General features: G+C 62.5%; 15 protein-coding genes. 10 read left to right on the top strand and 5 right to left on the bottom strand.

Going from position 1 to position 18,030, the window contains the following annotated elements; genetic code table 11:
- Positions 1-5: 5 nt before the first annotated feature.
- The 8 genes from pepP to gcvH all read left to right on the top strand — a co-directional run bounded on the left by pepP (position 6) and on the right by gcvH (position 8,873).
- The gene (gene pepP, locus AC0J41_RS25200) at positions 6-1,340 is read left to right on the top strand and encodes a Xaa-Pro aminopeptidase (protein ID WP_473013875.1); all 1,335 of its coding nucleotides are present in this window, start codon (positions 6-8) and stop codon (positions 1,338-1,340) included.
- Positions 1,337-2,524 (top strand): 2-octaprenyl-6-methoxyphenyl hydroxylase, encoded by a 1,188-nt coding sequence (gene ubiH, locus AC0J41_RS25195; RefSeq protein WP_473013874.1) that lies wholly within the window; start codon positions 1,337-1,339, stop codon positions 2,522-2,524. The genes pepP and ubiH overlap by 4 nt, the downstream gene beginning before the upstream one ends.
- Positions 2,517-3,002 (top strand): DUF4442 domain-containing protein, encoded by a 486-nt coding sequence (locus AC0J41_RS25190; RefSeq protein ID WP_025112005.1) that lies wholly within the window; start codon positions 2,517-2,519, stop codon positions 3,000-3,002. Before ubiH ends, AC0J41_RS25190 begins: the two co-directional genes overlap by 8 nt.
- A gap of 9 nt (positions 3,003-3,011) precedes the next feature.
- Positions 3,012-4,229 (top strand): 2-octaprenyl-3-methyl-6-methoxy-1,4-benzoquinol hydroxylase, encoded by a 1,218-nt coding sequence (locus AC0J41_RS25185; RefSeq protein ID WP_473016034.1) that lies wholly within the window; start codon positions 3,012-3,014, stop codon positions 4,227-4,229.
- Positions 4,230-4,450: 221 nt separating this feature from the next.
- The gene (locus AC0J41_RS25180; RefSeq protein ID WP_473013873.1) at positions 4,451-5,455 is read left to right on the top strand and encodes an extracellular solute-binding protein; all 1,005 of its coding nucleotides are present in this window, start codon (positions 4,451-4,453) and stop codon (positions 5,453-5,455) included.
- 129 nt (positions 5,456-5,584) lie between these two features.
- Positions 5,585-7,201 (top strand): ABC transporter permease, encoded by a 1,617-nt coding sequence (locus AC0J41_RS25175; RefSeq protein ID WP_473013872.1) that lies wholly within the window; start codon positions 5,585-5,587, stop codon positions 7,199-7,201.
- Positions 7,202-7,357: 156 nt separating this feature from the next.
- Positions 7,358-8,440, top strand: coding sequence for a glycine cleavage system aminomethyltransferase GcvT (gcvT, locus tag AC0J41_RS25170; RefSeq protein WP_473013871.1), 1,083 nt, complete (start codon positions 7,358-7,360; stop codon positions 8,438-8,440).
- Positions 8,441-8,489: 49 nt separating this feature from the next.
- Positions 8,490-8,873, top strand: coding sequence for a glycine cleavage system protein GcvH (gene gcvH, locus AC0J41_RS25165; protein WP_025112010.1), 384 nt, complete (start codon positions 8,490-8,492; stop codon positions 8,871-8,873).
- A 54-nt stretch (positions 8,874-8,927) separates the two neighbouring features.
- Here the strand turns inward: gcvH and AC0J41_RS25160 are convergent, their stop codons facing one another.
- On the bottom strand, positions 8,928-10,070 hold the full coding sequence (locus tag AC0J41_RS25160) for a DegT/DnrJ/EryC1/StrS family aminotransferase (protein ID WP_025112011.1): 1,143 nt from the start codon (positions 10,068-10,070) through the stop codon (positions 8,928-8,930).
- Between the two features lie 156 nt (positions 10,071-10,226).
- On the opposite strand from AC0J41_RS25160, the gene gcvP reads away from it, so the two are divergent.
- Positions 10,227-13,100, top strand: coding sequence for an aminomethyl-transferring glycine dehydrogenase (gene gcvP / locus AC0J41_RS25155; protein WP_473013870.1), 2,874 nt, complete (start codon positions 10,227-10,229; stop codon positions 13,098-13,100).
- A 175-nt stretch (positions 13,101-13,275) separates the two neighbouring features.
- Here the strand turns inward: gcvP and AC0J41_RS25150 are convergent, their stop codons facing one another.
- The 3 genes from AC0J41_RS25150 to AC0J41_RS25140 form a co-directional block, all read right to left on the bottom strand.
- On the bottom strand, positions 13,276-13,593 hold the full coding sequence (locus tag AC0J41_RS25150; protein ID WP_102354863.1) for a DUF2388 domain-containing protein: 318 nt from the start codon (positions 13,591-13,593) through the stop codon (positions 13,276-13,278).
- 70 nt (positions 13,594-13,663) lie between these two features.
- Entirely contained in the window at positions 13,664-15,448 is a 1,785-nt protein-coding gene (tfpB, locus tag AC0J41_RS25145; protein WP_025112014.1) for a type IV pilus assembly ATPase TfpB, read from the bottom strand.
- A 90-nt stretch (positions 15,449-15,538) separates the two neighbouring features.
- Positions 15,539-15,877: a hypothetical protein gene (locus AC0J41_RS25140; protein WP_025112015.1), complete on the bottom strand. Its 339-nt coding sequence runs from the start codon at positions 15,875-15,877 to the stop codon at positions 15,539-15,541.
- A gap of 126 nt (positions 15,878-16,003) precedes the next feature.
- On the opposite strand from AC0J41_RS25140, the gene AC0J41_RS25135 reads away from it, so the two are divergent.
- Positions 16,004-16,474 (top strand): Lrp/AsnC family transcriptional regulator, encoded by a 471-nt coding sequence (locus AC0J41_RS25135; RefSeq protein WP_473013869.1) that lies wholly within the window; start codon positions 16,004-16,006, stop codon positions 16,472-16,474.
- Between the two features lie 99 nt (positions 16,475-16,573).
- On the opposite strand, the gene AC0J41_RS25130 is transcribed toward AC0J41_RS25135, so the two are convergent.
- Positions 16,574-17,944 (bottom strand): CYTH domain-containing protein, encoded by a 1,371-nt coding sequence (locus AC0J41_RS25130; RefSeq protein WP_025112017.1) that lies wholly within the window; start codon positions 17,942-17,944, stop codon positions 16,574-16,576.
- Positions 17,945-18,030: the final 86 nt, after the last annotated feature.

Here is an 18,030-nt window from a genome sequence, read left to right as displayed (position 1 = left end):
TGCCCATGACCCATATCCCCAAAGCGGAATACAGCCGTCGCCGCAAGGCCCTGATGGCGCAGATGGAACCCAACAGCATCGCGATCCTGCCCGCCGCCGCGGTAGCGATCCGCAACCGCGACGTCGAGCACGTCTACCGTCAGGACAGCGACTTCCAGTACCTCAGCGGATTCCCCGAGCCACAAGCCGTCATCGTGTTGATGCCGGGGCGCGAGCATGGTGAGTACGTGCTGTTCTGCCGTGAACGTAATGCCGAACGCGAGTTGTGGGACGGCCTGCGTGCAGGGCAGGAAGGTGCGATCCGTGATTACGGCGCCGATGACGCGTTCCCCATTACCGATATCGACGACATCCTGCCAGGCCTGATCGAAGGCCGCGACCGGGTGTATTCGGCGATGGGCAGCAACCCGGAATTCGATCGGCACCTGATGGACTGGATCAACGTGATCCGCTCCAAGGCGCACCTCGGCGCTCAGCCACCGAACGAATTCGTTGCCCTGGATCACCTGTTGCACGATATGCGTCTGTATAAATCGGCGGCAGAAGTGAAGGTGATGCGCGAAGCCGCACGGATTTCTGCTCAGGCTCATATCCGCGCGATGCAGGCCAGTCGGGCCGGGCTCCACGAGTACAGCCTCGAAGCCGAGCTCGATTACGAATTCCGCAAGGGCGGGGCGAAGATGCCGGCCTATGGTTCGATCGTCGCGGCGGGGCGCAACAGCTGCATCCTGCATTACCAGCAGAATGACGCGCTGCTCAAGGACGGCGACCTGGTGTTGATCGACGCCGGTTGCGAGATCGATTGCTACGCCAGCGACATCACCCGCACCTGGCCGGTCAACGGCAAGTTTTCCGCCGAGCAGAAAGCGATTTACGAGTTGGTGCTGGCCTCGCAGGAAGCCGCCTTTGCCGAAATCGCCCCGAACAAAAACTGGAATCAGGCGCACGAAGCCACGGTCAGGGTTATTACCACCGGTCTGGTCAAGCTCGGGATCCTGCAAGGCGAGGTCGACGAGCTGATCGCGACCGAAGCCTATAAAGCGTTTTACATGCACCGTGCCGGCCACTGGCTGGGCATGGATGTACACGACGTCGGCGAATACAAGGTCGGCGGCGAATGGCGCGTACTGGAGGTCGGCATGGCGCTGACCGTGGAGCCGGGCATCTACATCGCCCCGGACAACCAGAACGTAGCGAAGAAATGGCGCGGCATTGGCGTGCGCATCGAGGATGACGTGGTAGTGACCAAGAGCGGTTGTGAAATCCTGACCAGCGGCGTACCGAAAACCGTCGCCGAGATCGAAGCGCTGATGGCGCAAGCACGGACACACGCGGCATGAGTCGAGTCAATCTGGCAGTCATCGGTGGCGGCCTGGTCGGCGCCAGTCTGGCGTTGGCCCTGCAGGCCGGGGCCAAGGCGCGCGGCTGGAAAATCGTGCTGATCGAGCCGTTCGCCCCCGGTGACAGCTGGCAGCCGAGCTACGACGCCCGCTCGTCGGCGCTGTCCTTCGGTTCGCGGCAGATTTATCAACGGCTGGGTGTGTGGCAGGAGATTTCCCGCCGCGCCGAGCCGATCAAACAGATTCACGTGTCCGACCGTGGCCGCTTCTCCACCGCCCGTCTATCGGCGATGGAAGAGGGCGTACCGGCCCTGGGTTACGTGGTGGAAAACGCCTGGCTTGGCCAGTGCCTGTGGCAACACCTCGATAAAGAGGTGATCAGCTGGCGCTGCCCCGCGGAAGTCACGCGCATGGAGCCGCTGCCCGATGGCTACCGCCTGACCCTCAATGATGAAACCACCATCGAGTGTGATCTGGCGGTACTCGCCGATGGCGGCCGCTCCGGTCTGCGCGAGCAGTTGGGCATCAACGTGCGCAAGCGTCCGTACAACCAGAGTGCGCTGATCGCCAACATCACCCCGAGCGAAGCGCACAACGGCATGGCCTTCGAGCGCTTCACCGACGAAGGGCCGATGGCGCTGCTGCCGCTGCCGGACAACCGCTGCGCGCTGGTCTGGACCCGCCTGGGGATGGACGCGCAACGCCTGGCCGACCTCAGCGAACGCGACTTCCTCAGCGAACTGCAAGGCGTGTTCGGCTACCGTCTCGGCACCTTGAAACAGGTTGGGGCGCGGCATCTGTATCCGCTGACGCTGGTCGAGGCCGAGGAGCAAGTGCGCTCGCATCTGGCCGTGCTCGGCAACGCCGCGCACAGCCTGCACCCGATTGCCGGGCAGGGTTTCAACCTGTCGCTGCGCGACGCCGATGCCTTGGCCGCGGCGTTGCTCGCCAGTGACAAACCGCTGGGCGACTTCGCTACCTTGCAAGCGTATCGCGAGCGTCAGCGTCTGGATCAGGACCTTACCGTGGGCTTCTCCGATCAGGTCACACGGCTGTTCGGCAGCACCCAGCCGCTGGTCTCGCTGGGCCGCAACATCGGCTTGCTCGGCCTCGATCTGCTGCCACCGGCCAAGCGCTGGTTCGCCCGTCAGGCCATGGGGCTGGGAACACGCCCGGATGCTTAAGTGGTTGACCGCGAAATTCGGCAAGGCGCGACTGATGCGCTGGGTGATGACGTTCTACCCGCCATACCTGGGTGCCGGCGTGCGGGTACGACACATCAGCGATGACTTTCGCGACGTGCAGGTGTCGATGGGCCTGGGTTGGTACAACCGCAACTATGTCGGTACCCAGTTCGGCGGCAGTCTGTATTCGATGGTCGATCCGTTCTTCATGCTGATGCTCATGGAAAACCTCGGTTCGCGGTACATCGTCTGGGACAAGGCGGCCGATATCGATTTCATTGCGCCGGGCAAAGGCCCGGTGTTCGCCCGGTTCAACATCGACGACACCCTGCTCGACGAGATCCGTCGGCAGACCGCCAACGGCGAGAAATACCTGCCGCAGCTGCAGGTCGACATTCATGACGGCGCCGGCAACCTCGTGGCGCGGGTCGGAAAAACCCTTTACGTGCGGCTCAAGCCGCAAGCGAGACAGGCTTAAAGCATGGAAATGCGCGCAGATATGCTGATTGTCGGAGCCGGAATGGTCGGCAGCGCCCTCGCGTTGGCGTTGCAGGACAGCGGGCTCGAAGTCCTGCTGCTCGACGGCAGCCCGCTGAGCGTCAAACCGTTCGATGCCGCCGCGCCGTTCGAGCCACGGGTGAGCGCCTTGTCGGCGGCCAGCCAGCGGATTCTCGAGCGCCTCGGCGTGTGGGACGGCATCGCCAAGCGCCGCAGCAGCCCGTACACCGACATGCATGTGTGGGACGGCAGCGGCACCGGACAGATTCATTTCTCGGCGAGCAGTGTGCACGCCGAGGTGCTGGGGCATATCGTCGAAAACCGTGTCGTGCAGGACGCCTTGCTCGATCGTTTGCACGACTGCGATCTGGGCATGCTGGCCAATGCGCGGCTTGAGCAGATGCGTCGCTCCGGTGACGACTGGCTGCTGACCCTGGCGGATGGTCGTCAGTTGCGCGCGCCGCTGGTGATCGCTGCGGACGGTGCGAACTCGGCGGTGCGTCGCCTGACCGGTGTCGCCACCCGCGAGTGGGATTACCTGCACCACGCCATCGTCACCAGCGTGCGCAGCAGCAAGCCGCATCGGATGACCGCGTGGCAGCGTTTCACCGATCACGGGCCGCTGGCGTTTTTGCCGCTGGAGCGTGACGGGCAGCAGGACTGGTGCTCGATCGTCTGGTCGACCACGCCGAGTGAAGCCGAACGCCTGATGGCGCTGGATGAAACCGCGTTCTGCCGTGAGCTGGAGCGTGCGTTCGAAGGCTGTCTTGGCGACGTCATCAGTGCCGACCCGCGACTGTGCGTGCCGCTGCGTCAACGGCATGCCAAGCGCTACGTGGCCGAGGGCCTGGCGTTGATCGGCGATGCGGCGCACACCATTCACCCGTTGGCCGGGCAGGGTGTGAACCTGGGGTTCCTCGATGCGGCGGTGCTGGCTGAAGTGCTGTTGCAGGCGGCTGAGCGCGGCGAGCGACTGGCGGACGTGAAGGTGCTGAGCCGCTATGAACGTCGGCGCATGCCGCACAACCTGGCGCTTATGGCGGCGATGGAGGGCTTCGAGCGTTTGTTCCAGGCGGACCCATTGCCGGTGCGCTGGCTGCGCAATGCCGGGTTGAAGCTGGTGGAGCAGCTGCCGGAGGCCAAGGCTCTCTTTGTTCGTGAAGCACTTGGCCTCACAGGCGACCTTCCGGCGCTCGCCAAACCCTGACATCATCATTGAGGCTGATGACCTCATCGCGAGCAGGCTCACTCCTGCATGGGAACGCATTCCGACTGTAGGGGTGAGCCTGCTCGCGATGGCGTCAGTCCATTCACCGCAGTTTCGGAGCTGTGCAACATCTGGTAACTCCTTGGAAAAGAGTTCGATTGAGGTGGTAAATGTGAGTCCTTATCATTTGGCCCACATTTTCCGACCCAGAGATCACTCCCATGTTGGCACCCAAGCGTCTCCTGACCGCACTGGCCCTGACCCTGATCGGCAGCACCACCGCCCAGGCCGCCGACGAGGTGGTGGTCTACTCCTCGCGTATCGATGAACTGATCAAGCCGGTTTTCGACGCCTACACCGCGAAAACCGGGGTGAAGATCAAGTTCATCACCGACAAGGAAGCGCCGTTGATGCAGCGCATCAAGGCCGAAGGTGAAAACGCCACCGCCGACCTGCTGCTCACCGTCGATGCCGGCAACCTCTGGCAAGCCGAGCAGATGGGCATCCTGCAGCCGTTCACCTCGAAGACCATCGACGCCAACATTCCTCTGCAATATCGCTCCTCGACCCACGCCTGGACTGGCCTGAGCCTGCGCGCGCGGACCATCGCCTATTCCACCGAGCGCGTGAAACCGGGCGAGTTGACCACCTACGAAGCGCTGGCCGACAAGAACTGGGAAGGGCGCCTGTGCCTGCGCACGGCGAAGAAGGTCTACAACCAGTCGCTGACCGCGACCATGATCGAGGTGCACGGCGCCGAGAAGACCGAGAAGATCCTCAAGGGCTGGGTCAACAACCTGTCCACCGACGTGTTCTCCGACGACGTTGCGGTGCTGGAGGCGATCAACGCCGGTCAGTGTGATGTCGGCATCGTCAACACCTACTACTACGGTCGCCTGCACAAGCAGAAACCGGAGCTGCCGGTGAAACTGTTCTGGCCGAATCAGGCCGATCGCGGCGTGCACGTGAACCTGTCGGGCATCGGCCTGACCAAACACGCGCCGCACCCGGAAGCGGCCAAGGCGCTGGTGGAGTGGATGACCACGCCGGAGGCGCAGAAGATCTTCGCCGACGTGAACCAGGAATTCCCGGCCAACCCGGCCGTGAAACCTTCCGAGGAAGTGGCAGCGTGGGGCAAGTTCATTGCCGACACCTTGCCGGTGGAAGTGGCGGGCAAGCGCCAGGCTGAGGCGATCCGGATGATGGATCGGGCGGGCTGGAACTGAGTCTCTTCCGATAGGTTCGTCTGCTTCAAGATCCAGCCCTCTCCTCATGGAGAGGGCCAGGGAGAGGGCAACAATCCCAACCTGAAATACTCAATCCAAGATCACCCCAATCCCTCCAGAGATTCAAAAGTGGCCCACCCCGCTCAACGCCGCTGGTACCCCATCGTCTGCGCCATCGCTGCGCTGGTGCTGTTGCCTCTGAGTGTTCTGCTGTTGTCGTGGCAAACCATCGATCAGCAGATCTGGTCGCACCTGTGGGAAACCCAGATGCCGCGCCTGCTGGGCAACACTCTGACGCTGGTGCTTGGCGTGGGCGTCGGCGTGACGCTGCTCGGTGTCAGTCTGGCGTGGCTTACCAGCCTCTGCGAGTTTCCCGGCCGTCGCTGGCTCGACTGGGCGCTGATGCTGCCATTTGCCATTCCTGCCTATGTGCTGGCGTTCGTCTTCGTCGGTCTGCTGGACTTCGCCGGCCCCGTGCAAACCCTGCTGCGTGAGTGGTTCGGCAGCGGTTTGCGCCTGCCGCGAGTGCGCTCCACAGGCGGGGTGATTGTGGTGCTGGTGCTGGTGTTTTATCCCTACGTCTATCTGCTGGCGCGCACTGCGTTTCTTGCGCAAGGCAAAGGCCTGATGGAAGCTGCGCGGGTGCTCGGCCAATCGCCCTGGCAGGCGTTCTGGCGGGTGGCGTTGCCAATGGCGCGTCCGGCGATTGGCGCCGGTGTGGCGCTGGCGCTGATGGAAACCCTGGCCGATTTCGGGGCGGTATCGGTGTTCAACTTCGACACCTTCACCACCGCGATCTACAAGACCTGGTACGGCTTCTTCAGTCTGCCCAGCGCGGCACAACTGGCGAGCCTGTTGTTGCTGGTGGTGATGCTGGTGCTCTACGGCGAGAGGCGTGCGCGCGGCGCCAACCGGGCGAGCAACGAGCGGCCACGGGTGAAAGCGCTGTATCACTTGCGTGGACTCAAGGCCTTCGCGGCGACGAGCTGGTGTGGATTGGTGTTCGCCTGCGCCTTCGTCATTCCGCTGCTGCAACTGATCGTCTGGTTCTGGCAGCGCGGCCGTTTCGATCTGGATGAACGCTACACCGGGCTGATCCTGCACACCTTGTATCTGGGCGGCATGGCGGCGCTGATTACCGTCAGCGTCGCGCTGCTGCTGGCGTTTGCCCGACGACTGGCGCCGACCCGGGCGATCCGTTCCGGCGTCAGCCTGGCCAATCTCGGTTATGCGCTGCCGGGTTCAGTCTTGGCGGTGTCGATCATGCTCGCCTTCAGCTACCTCGACCGCGAACTGGTGATTCCGCTTTCAGGCTGGCTCGGGGGCGCCGGCAAGCCGCTGCTGCTGGGCAGTCTGGCGGCGTTGTTGATGGCCTATCTGGTGCGCTTCATTGCCGTGGCCTACGGGCCGCTGGAAAACAGTCTGGCGCGTATACGGCCATCTTTGCCTGAAGCGGCACGGAGCCTGGGTGTCAGTGGGCCGCGACTGTTTTTCAAAGTGTATCTGCCGTTGTTGTTGCCCGGCACGCTGAGCGCCGCGTTGCTGGTGTTCGTCGATGTGCTCAAGGAAATGCCCGCGACCCTGTTGATGCGCCCGTTTGGCTGGGACACGCTGGCGGTGCGGATCTTTGAAATGACCAGCGAGGGCGAGTGGGCGCGTGCGTCGTTGCCGGCGTTGACCCTGGTGTTGGTCGGTTTATTGCCGGTCATCGGCCTGATCCGCCGCTCGGCGCATCGAAACACTTAGTAGTGAGTCCTGAATCATGCGGCTACAATGCGCGGCATTCGGTGCGGTTCGTCTGACAGACCCGTTCGCTGAAATCGGCTGAAAGCCTTCTATTTCGCGGCTTTCACCCCGTACAGCGGCTGTCCGCACCTTCGCCACGCCCGGAAGGAGAAACCCATGGGACAGCGTACGCCTCTGTATGACCTGCATCTCGCCCTCGGCGCGAAAATGGTCGATTTTGGCGGTTGGGACATGCCACTGCATTACGGCTCGCAGGTCGAGGAGCACCACGAGGTGCGCCGCGATTGCGGGGTATTCGATGTTTCCCACATGACCGTGATCGATGTCACCGGTGCCCAGGCCAAGGCCTGGCTGCAGCATTTGCTGGCCAATGACGTCGAGCGCCTGCACCGCCCCGGCCGCGCGCTCTACAGCACCATGCTCAACGAGCGCGGCGGCATCGTCGATGACATGCTCGTCTATCGCCTCGAAGACGGTTATCGGCTGGTGGTCAACGCCTCCACCCGTGATCAGGATCTGGCCTGGATGCAGGCGCACGTCGCCGGTTTCAAGGTCAACCTGCAGGAGCGCTCCGAGCTGGCGATGCTCGCCATTCAAGGCCCGCAGGCCCGGCACAAGATCGCCGAGCTGGTGACCCAGTCCCGCGCCGAACTGATCCAGCATCTCAAGCCGTTTGAAGCTCACGTCGATGGCGACTGGTTCATTGCGCGCACCGGTTACACCGGAGAGGACGGTCTGGAAATCGCTCTGCCGGCCGATCAGGCCCCGGGGTTCTTCAACGATCTGGTGGGCGCCGGCATTTCGCCGATCGGCCTCGGCGCCCGTGACACGTTGCGGGTGGAAGCCGGGATGAACCTCTACGGCCAGGACATTCATCAGGATGTCTCGCCGCTGGCGTCCAATATGGCCTGGAGCATTGCCTGGGAACCGGCCTCGCGGCAGTTTATCGGTCGTGCGGCGCTGGAAGCGGAAAAAACCGCTGGCGTTGCGCACAAACTGGTAGGTCTGGTGCTTGAGGAACGGGGTGTTTTACGCGCCCATCAGGTGGTTCGTATCGCCGATGTTGGCGAAGGGGAGATCACCAGTGGTAGTTTCTCTCCTACGCTAAGCAAATCGATTGCCCTGGCGCGTGTACCGATGGCCACAGCCGACCGCGCCGAAGTGGAAATCCGTGGCAAGTGGTATCCGGTACGAGTGGTCAAGCCGACCTTCGTGCGCCATGGCAAAACCTTGATCTAACCTTTTCCGGCGGGCATGACCGCTGACAATTTTCTTGAGGACACCGAGCATGAGCAATATCCCCGCTGAACTGCGTTTTGCCGAAAGTCATGAGTGGGCACGTCTGGAAGCTGACGGCACCGTTACCGTGGGCATCAGCGATCACGCGCAGGAAGCGCTGGGCGATGTGGTGTTCGTTGAGTTGACTGAAGTGGGCAAGGTGTTCGAAGCCGGTGAAGCGGCCGGTGTGGTCGAGTCCGTGAAAGCGGCGTCCGACATCTACTCGCCGATCAGCGGTGAAGTGATCGCAATCAACGAAGCGCTGGCCGATGCGCCGGAAGACCTGAACAACGACCCGTACGGCGCATGGATCTTCAAGCTCAAGCCAAGCGACAAGGCCGAGCTGGACAATCTGCTCGACGCCGCCGCCTACAAGGCTGCCATCGGCGAGTAAGTGCCCGCTACACCGCAAAGCCCCGACCTGTCGGGGCTTTTTTGTGGGCGCCGATCAGGCGTCGCGCAACACCGCTTTCACCGCCGCCACCGAACGCTCGACGTCGTCCTTGGTCATGGTAGTGAACATCGGCAACGACACAATCAGTCGCCCGACGCGCTCGGCCACCGGCAGCATGCCTTCCTGGAAACCGCGCTCGCGGTACAGGCTGAGCAAGTGGATCGGCGGGTAGTGGTAACCGATGCCGATGCCTTTGGCCTGCATCTGCTCCATGAACGTGGCCCGTGCCGGCAAGCCGTCCTTGCGCTCTGGCAGCACCAGCTGGAACAGGTGCCAGTTGCTGTGGGTGAAATCCGCTGGCGGCAGCTGGGCGCCATAGGTCGCTTCAAAGTCATCGCCAAAACATGTGAAGTAGTGACGGGCCAGTTCTTGGCGATGGGCGGTCAGCGTCTCGATGTGGGCAAACTGTCCCAGGCCGATGGTCGCGGCGACGTCGGTCATGTTGAATTTGCCGCCGAGCACATCGACGTCGAGGCCGTCGAAGCCGTTGCGGGTCACGCCTTGCAGACGATACTTCTCCGCCAGCCGCGCTTCTTCCGGGGTGTTCAGCACCAGGCAGCCGCCCTCGGAGCAGGTCACGTTCTTGTTGGCCTGAAAGCTGAACGACACGAAATCGCCGGTGGCGCCGATGCGCTGACCCTTCCAGCTCGAACCCAGCGCCTGGGCGGCGTCTTCGACAATGCGCAGATTATGTTGGCGGGCAATGGCGTACAGCCGATCCATGTCTACTGGCAAGCCGGCGAGGTACACCGGAATCACCGCTTTGGTGCGCGGGGTGATCGCCGCTTCCAGCTGGTCCAGGTCGATGTTGCGGGTCACCGGGTCGATGTCAGCAAACACCGGCGTGGCGCCGACTTCCAGAATTACGTTGGCAGTGGCGACCCAGGAGATCGGCGTGGTGATCACTTCATCACCCGGCCCGATGCCGGCGATGCGCAAGGCGATTTCCATGGTGCAGGTGCCGGAGTTGAACGTGCGCACCGGGCGCCCGCCGAAGTATTCCGACAGCTGTGCTTCGAAGGCCTGGACCTTCGGCCCGCTGGTGATCCAGCCGGAGCGCAGCACATCGCCGACGGCGGCAATCGTGGCTTCATCAATGACAGGTTTGGAAAACGGCAGGAACGGCAGTTGGCTCATGAGGATTCGATCATCCGAAAGTTGGACGCCTGATGCAGGCGCTACAGCATGCCCCGGAACGCCCTGTGCCGCCAAGCCGTGCGCGTCGGTATCGGCTGCTATGCTGGTTTGACCGTGTTGCATTGACGCCGAGCGCCAGTCAAGAGAGAGCCCGTCATGTCCCAGTTGCCATCCTTGAGCCAGTTACGCGACCCTGAAGCCTTCCTGCGCCGCCATTTGGGCCCCGACGCCGCCGAACAGCAGGCGATGCTCGACAGCCTCGGTCTCGGCAGCCGGGTCGAACTGATCGAGCAGACCGTGCCGCCGGGCATTCGCCTGAACCGGGCGCTGGATTTACCACCGGCCCTTGACGAACAGGCGGCGCTGGCCAAGCTGCGTGGCTATGCCGAACAGAATCAGGTGTGGACCAGCCTGATTGGCATGGGCTATCACGGCACGCTCACACCGACCGTCATCCTGCGCAACGTGCTGGAAAATCCCGGTTGGTACACCGCGTACACCCCGTATCAACCGGAGATCGCCCAGGGCCGTCTTGAAGCGCTGCTGAATTTTCAGCAACTGACCATCGACCTCACCGGGCTTGAACTGGCCAACGCCTCGTTGCTCGACGAAGCCACCGCTGCGGCGGAAGCCATGGCGTTGGCCAAGCGTGTGGCGAAGTCCAGGAGCAATCTGTTTTTCGTCGACGAGAACTGTCATCCGCAGACCATCTCCGTGGTGCAGACCCGCGCCGAAGGTTTCGGCTTTGAACTGATCATCGACGCTGTGGATAACCTGAAACAGCACCAGGTGTTTGGCGCACTGCTGCAGTATCCCGACACCCACGGCGAGATCCGCGATCTGCGACCGGTCATCGATCAACTGCACGCGCAGCAGGCGCTAGCCTGTGTGGCGGCGGACCTGCTGAGCCTGTTGCTGCTGACGCCGCCGGGTGAACTGGGCGCGGACGTGGTGTTCGGTTCGTCCCAGCGCTTTGGTGTGCCGATGGGTTACGGCGGCCCGCATGCGGCGTTTTTTGCCAGCCGCGACGAATACAAACGGGCGATCCCGGGGCGGATCATCGGCGTCTCGAAGGACGCTCGCGGCAACGTCGCGTTGCGCATGGCCCTGCAAACCCGCGAGCAACACATTCGCCGGGAGAAGGCCAATTCGAACATCTGTACCGCGCAGGTGCTGCTGGCCAACATCGCCAGTTTCTACGCGGTGTATCACGGGCCTGAAGGCTTGAAACGGATCGCCCAGCGGGTACATCGGCTGACCTGCATTCTGGCTGCGGGCCTTGAGCGCCACGGCCTCCAGCGGGTCAACGGGCAGTTTTTCGACACCCTGACCCTCGACGTGGGGGGCGCGCAGAGCGCGATCATCGACAGCGCCAAGGCTGCGCAGATCAACCTGCGGATTCTTGGCCGGGGCCGAGTGGGCTTGAGCCTCGACGAGACTTGCGATGAAAACACGGTAGCGAAACTGTTCGATGTGCTGCTCGGCGCCGATCATGGGTTGAACGTCGACGAAATGGATGCAGAAATGCTGGTTTCCGGCATCCCCGACTCCCTCCAGCGCAAGACGCCTTACCTGCTTCATCCGGTGTTCAACGCGCATCACAGCGAAACCGAGATGCTGCGCTACCTCAAGCAACTGGAGAACAAGGATCTGGCGCTCAACCAGTCGATGATCCCGCTGGGCTCCTGCACCATGAAACTCAATGCCACCAGCGAAATGATCCCGATCACCTGGCCGCAGTTCGCCAACCTGCACCCGTTCGCGCCTCGGGAGCAGGCGGTTGGTTATACCTTGATGATCGAAGAGCTGGAGCGCTGGTTGTGTGCGATCACCGGGTTTGATGCGATCTGCATGCAGCCCAACTCCGGCGCTCAGGGCGAGTACGCCGGGCTGCTGGCGATTCGCAAATATCACGAGAGCCGGCATCAGGGCGCACGGGACATCTGCCTGATTCCGTCTTCGGCCCATGGCACCAACCCGGCTTCGGCACAGATGGCGGGGATGCGCGTGGTGATCGTCGAGTGCGACGAGGCCGGCAACGTCGATCTGGATGACCTGAAAACCAAGGCTGCCGAGGCGGGGGACAAGTTGTCGTGCCTGATGGCGACCTATCCTTCGACCCACGGCGTGTACGAGGAAGGCATCAGCGAAATCTGCGAAGTTATCCACAAGCACGGCGGGCAGGTGTACATGGACGGCGCCAACCTCAATGCGCAGGTCGGGCTGGCGCGGCCGGCGGACATCGGCGCCGACGTGTCACACATGAATCTGCACAAGACCTTTTGCATTCCGCATGGCGGCGGCGGGCCTGGCATGGGGCCGATCGGCATTCGTGCGCATCTGGCGCCGTTCGTCGCCAATCACCCGGTGGTGCCGATCGACGGCCCGCTGCCGCAGAACGGCGCGGTCAGCGCGGCGCCGTGGGGCAGCGCGAGCATTTTGCCGATCAGCTGGATGTACATCGCGATGATGGGGCCGCAATTGGCGGACGCCAGCGAAGTGGCGATCCTGGCGGCGAATTATCTGGCGCAACACTTATCCGGCGCTTTCCCGGTGCTGTACACCGGGCGCAACGGACGGGTGGCCCATGAGTGCATTCTCGATCTACGGCCGTTGAAGGCGCAGACCGGGATCAGCGAAGAGGACGTCGCCAAGCGTCTGATGGACTACGGCTTCCATGCGCCAACCATGTCATTCCCGGTGCCGGGGACACTGATGGTCGAGCCGACCGAGAGCGAGTCCAAGGCTGAGCTGGACCGGTTTATCGGCGCCATGCTGAGCATTCGTGCGGAAATCACCGAGGTGCAGAACGGCAACTGGCCGGCGGAAGAAAATCCGCTCAAGCGTGCTCCGCATACGCTGGCGGATGTTACCGGGGTCTGGGAGCGGCCTTACAGCATCGAGCAGGGCATCACTCCGGATGCGCACACAAAGGCGCATAAATACTGGCCGGCGGTGAACCGGGTCGACAATGTCTATGGGGATCGCAATCTGTTTTGCGCGTGTGTGCCGGTGGATGATTACCGCTGATTTCCAGGTTGAGTGGGAGCGAGCCTGCTCGCGAAGGCGGCGTGTCAGAAGACATACCTGTATCTGACCCACCGTGTTCGCGAGCAGGCTCGCTCCCACAGGGTGATGTGGTGAATTCGACATTAAGGGCAAAAAAATGCCGCTCATCTGAGCGGCATTTTTGTCGGCGCCAGGCTTACTCGGTTTCCACCGCGTTCTTCGCCAGAATCGCATTCGCCAGTTCCATGTCCGTGGCCTGCAGGCCCGGGTTGTCGGCGCGGACTTTCTGCATCGCCGCTTCCAGATACGGCCCACGGATGCCGCCGTCGCTGGCGACGAAGCTGCCGGCATCGTCCTGCGCGGCAACGATCAGCTTGTGATCCTTGAAGGTCAGGTAGGTCGAACCGGTGGTGGCACCGGACGAAATGACGTTACGCCAAAAGCTGTCGGCCATCGCTGAACCAACGGGAAGGGACAGCAAGGCAAGGGTGGCGACAGCAAGTTTCAGACGCATGATTGAGTGACTCCTGGGGGGTTAACTACGGCGTTGGATTGCGATTTCCCCGATCCGGTTCCGTCGTGGCCTATTTCTGCTCGCTCTGCGGTGTTACCCGCAGCACTTCTTCAAGGGTAGTCAGCCCCGCCGCGACCTTCTGCGCACCCGACAGGCGCAGGCTGCGCATGCCTTCCTTGAAGGCTTGCCGGCGGATGGCGGTGAGGTCGGTGTCCGGGGTGATGAGTGCTTTGAGGCTGTCGCTCAGTTGCATGATTTCGTAGACCCCGGCGCGCCCGCGATAACCGGTGTCGCGGCACTCCAGGCAACCGATCGCGCGTTGCGCATTGCCCGGCAAGGGAGCTTGCCACGGGCGGGTCAGGGTTTGCCAGTCTTCCTCTTCCAGCGTCAGCGGCGCCTTGCAGTGCGGGCACAAAGTGCGCACCAGCCGCTGGGCCATGACCCCGAGCACCGTGGCCTTGATCAGATAATGCGGCACGCCTAGTTCGAGCAGGCGGCTGATCGCGCTGGGCGCATCGTTGGTGTGCAGGGTCGACAACACCAGGTGTCCGGTGAGCGCGGCCTGAATCGCCATTTCGGCAGTCTCCAGATCGCGGATCTCGCCGATCATGATGATGTCCGGGTCCTGTCGCATCAACGCGCGTACCCCGGCGGCGAAGCTCAGGTCGATGTTGTGCTGCACCTGCATCTGGTTGAACGCCGGCTCGACCATTTCGATCGGGTCTTCGATGGTGCAGAGGTTGATCTCCGGCGTCGCCAGCTTCTTCAGCGTGGTGTAGAGCGTGGTGGTCTTGCCTGAACCGGTCGGCCCGGTGACCAGAATGATGCCGTTGGGCTGACGGGTCATGTCCTGCCAGCGGCGCAGGTCGTCGGCGGAGAAGCCCAACTGATCGAAGTCCTTGAGCAGCACTTCCGGGTCAAAAATCCGCATGACCATTTTTTCGCCGAACGCGGTGGGCAGGGTCGACAGACGCAACTCGACCTCGCCACCGTCCGGAGTCTTGGTCTTGACCCGGCCGTCCTGGGGTTTGCGCTTCTCGGCGACATTCATCCGCCCGAGGCTTTTCAGGCGGCTGACGATCGCCATCGTCACCTGCGGCGGGAATTGATAGACGTTGTGCAGCACGCCGTCGATGCGAAAACGCACCGTGCCCTGTTCGCGGCGCGGTTCGATGTGGATATCGCTGGCGCGCTGCTGGAAGGCGTACTGGAACAGCCAGTCGACGATGTTGACGATGTGCGCATCGTTGGCGTCCGGCTCCTGATCGCTGGCACCGAGGTTGAGCAGTTGCTCGAAGTTGCCGAGGTTGCCGCTGTGCTGGTCGGCACTGTTGGCGCCGCTGACCGATTTGGCGAGGCGGAAGAACTCGACGCTGAAGCGCTGGATGTCCACCGGGTTGGCGACCACCCGTTTGATCGGCAGCTTCAGCACGTGGGTCAGGTCGGCCTCCCAGCCGGTGACGTAGGGCTGGGCGCTGGCGACGACCACGGCATCGCGGTCGACCGCCACGGCAAGGATCTTGTGCCGCTGGGCAAACGCGTAAGACATCAGCGGAGTGATCGCGGCAACGTTGATCTTCAACGGGTCGATGCGCAGATACGGCTGGCCGGCCTGTTGGGCCAGCCACAGGGTCAGGCTTTCCAGGTCCAGGTGTTTGCCCGGACGGCTGAGGTCGTCCAGCTGCTGGCTGGCGATGAACTCCAGCGGATGTGGCTGGCCGTGGGTCGCGTGGCGGCGGCGGGCGTTGAGCGCCTGCTCCGCCGAGTCCTGGCTGATGAAACCCTGGGCGACCAGTTCACGCAGTACATCGTTGAGATCCAGCCAGCGGTCCTGAGTGGCAAGTTGAACGGACATGCGGGCTCCTTTTGAACGACAGTTCGCAAAGGATAGTCGTGGCCTCGCAGACCGTTGGGCCACTACCCGACAAAGCCGTTGCCGGATTTGTCAGCCCGCCGCTTGCGCGGGCGTATTCCACGCCGCGTCGGCGTTTTGCAGGTTCACCGAGCAGACGCTGATCAGGTTACGAAGTTTTTCCGCAATCACTTCGGCGCGATGCCAGCTCAGTCCGTCGATAGTCATATCGATCGACAGCAGATCGTCCAGGCGCTCGGCGTTGACCTGGACGGGCGTCAGAAATTGCAGCGCAAACAGATTCAGCACCCGCACCAAAAGATCCGGTTCAGCCTCGGCAAGAATCTGATATTGCGCCAGGCAATGGGCATTGCTCACGTTCCAGACGTCGGCGCGGGTCGGGGTGCTGTTCACGGCTTCAAGGTGCGGCATGGCAAGTCTCCAAAATCACTGGAGAAATTTTTACATTCGGTGTCGGGTATTTCTTGGCTAAAATCGGTGTTATTGGCGAGCGATCGAAAAGATCAATTCGTAATATCTGGCATTTGAGGTTTTTCTATGCACAGCGAGCTGGACAGTTACGACCGCAGGATACTCGCTCTGCTGCAAGAGGACGCTTCGCTGTCCAGCGCACAGATCGCCGAACAGGTGGGCCTGTCGCAGTCGCCGTGCTGGCGGCGGATTCAGCGGATGAAGGAGGAGGGGATCATTCGCGGTCAGGTGACTTTGCTTGATCGCAAGAAGATCGGCCTGAACACGCAGATCTTCGCCGAGATCAAACTCAACGCCCACGGGCGTTCGAACTTCACCGAATTCACCGAGGCGATTCGTGGCTTTCCGGAGGTTTTGGAGTGTTATGTGCTGATGGGGGCGGTGGATTTTCTGTTGCGCATTGTCGCGGCGGACATCGAGGCGTATGAGCGGTTCTTCTTCGAGAAGCTGTCGCTGGTGCCGGGGATACAGGAAGTGAACTCGATTGTGGCGCTGTCGGAGATCAAGTCGACAACGAGCCTGCCAGTCATACGTTGATTGTGCAGGCCGCTTCGTCGGATCGCCGCCCGGAGCCGGCGCGCTCCCACCGTTGGAATGCAATCCCCTGTGGGCGCGAGCCTGCTCGCGAAAGCTGTGTTACATGCGCAGCAGCATTTTCCAGGCACGATTCTGGTAAACCGCAATCGCCTGCTGCTTGCGCGCATCGAGCAGTTCGTCAGTGATCGTCGGCTCGTTGGCCAGTTGCGCCAGTTTGTTCAGCTCGCCGTACAGGCGATCCATTTCCGGGATCTCCAGCACGTTGCGCGCGTGGTGCAGCCAGACCTGGATGCGCTCGATGCGCGGCAGTTGCTCGGCCAGATCTTCCGGTTGCTGCTGATAACGCTGCAATTGCAGGGACGTAGCCTCTTCGCCCAACAGACGTGGCAACCAGCTGTGCAGTTGCGCGGCGCCCTGACGATTGCCACGGGTGTTGCGCTCGGCGGTCCAGGTGCGGGCCAGCAGCCAGCGCGACGCAGTCAGCGAGAACAGGCCCCAGCGCGGGTCTTCCAGTTCTTCGAGGAACTGCTCCGGCGCCGCCTTGCGCACGTCTTCGTCTTCGATGCCGACCTGAACCAGCGGGCGCCAGTCTTCGAGCAATGCATCGAGTGCCACACGCAAGTCGTGCGTCGCAGGACGCGGTGCAGCCTGACCGAGGCTGCTGAGCAGGGCGCGCATTTCCGCGAGGTTCTCGACCCAGTCCAGCAGCAGGCGCCAGTGGCCGTTGAAACGGTATTGTTCAGCCAGACGCTGGCTGCTGCCGAGCAGGTGCCAGCAGAGCGCGGCGAAGGCGTCGTCCAGTTGGGTTTCCGGCGTCAGCTGCGGCGCTGGCAGGCTCAGCGAATAGCTGTTGGCGTCGTACAGACGGTAGCCGCGTTCGGCCTTACTGATGTCGCACGGCATCAGGGCCAGGGTTTCGGCCAGTTCAGCGGCCAGTTCCAGCAGTGCCGCCGGCTCACCCTCACGCAGTTCCAGTTCCAGCTCGCAGATTTCTTCTTTCTGTTTGCCGACCACTACGTGGCCGAGGTCCAGTGCGGCTTCGATGACCACCTTGGCCTTGCCGCGGCCCCAGGCGATTTCGGCGCGCTCGCGGACGAAGTCGGTGGTGAAGATCGGCTTCAGGGTTTTCTTGTCGAGCTCGGCCAGCGACTCGGGCCAGCATTCGCCGTCGAGTTTCTTCACGTCGAGCTTGGCTTTGGGCAACTTCCAGTCGTACTCGTTACGCTCGGACAGGCCGGCAACGCTCTGGCCGCGGGTCTTGAGGGTCTGAATCACTTCGTCACCGTCCTTGCGCAGACGCAGGGCGACTTTGGCCTGGGCCAGATCGCGCTCGGGGGTGTCGAAGTACTGGTTCATCAACTCACGGCGTTCCCAGCCATTTTTGTTGCGTTTTTTCAGTAACGGGTGCTCGCGCAGGGCGGCGAGGGTTTCGCGGCTGACGCGGAGTTTGATTTCGGTTTCTTTCTGCATGGCCGGAAAATCCAGGATCGGGAGCGCAGCCGGGGGAATGTGTGGCTGCCAAGGCCGTGCAGTGTACAGGACTGATACGTCCTACG

This window comes from Pseudomonas sp. Arb-4-2C, from assembly GCF_055755015.1.
Note: the sequence above shows the minus strand (reverse complement) of the source record. Positions and strands in the feature narration are given on the sequence as shown.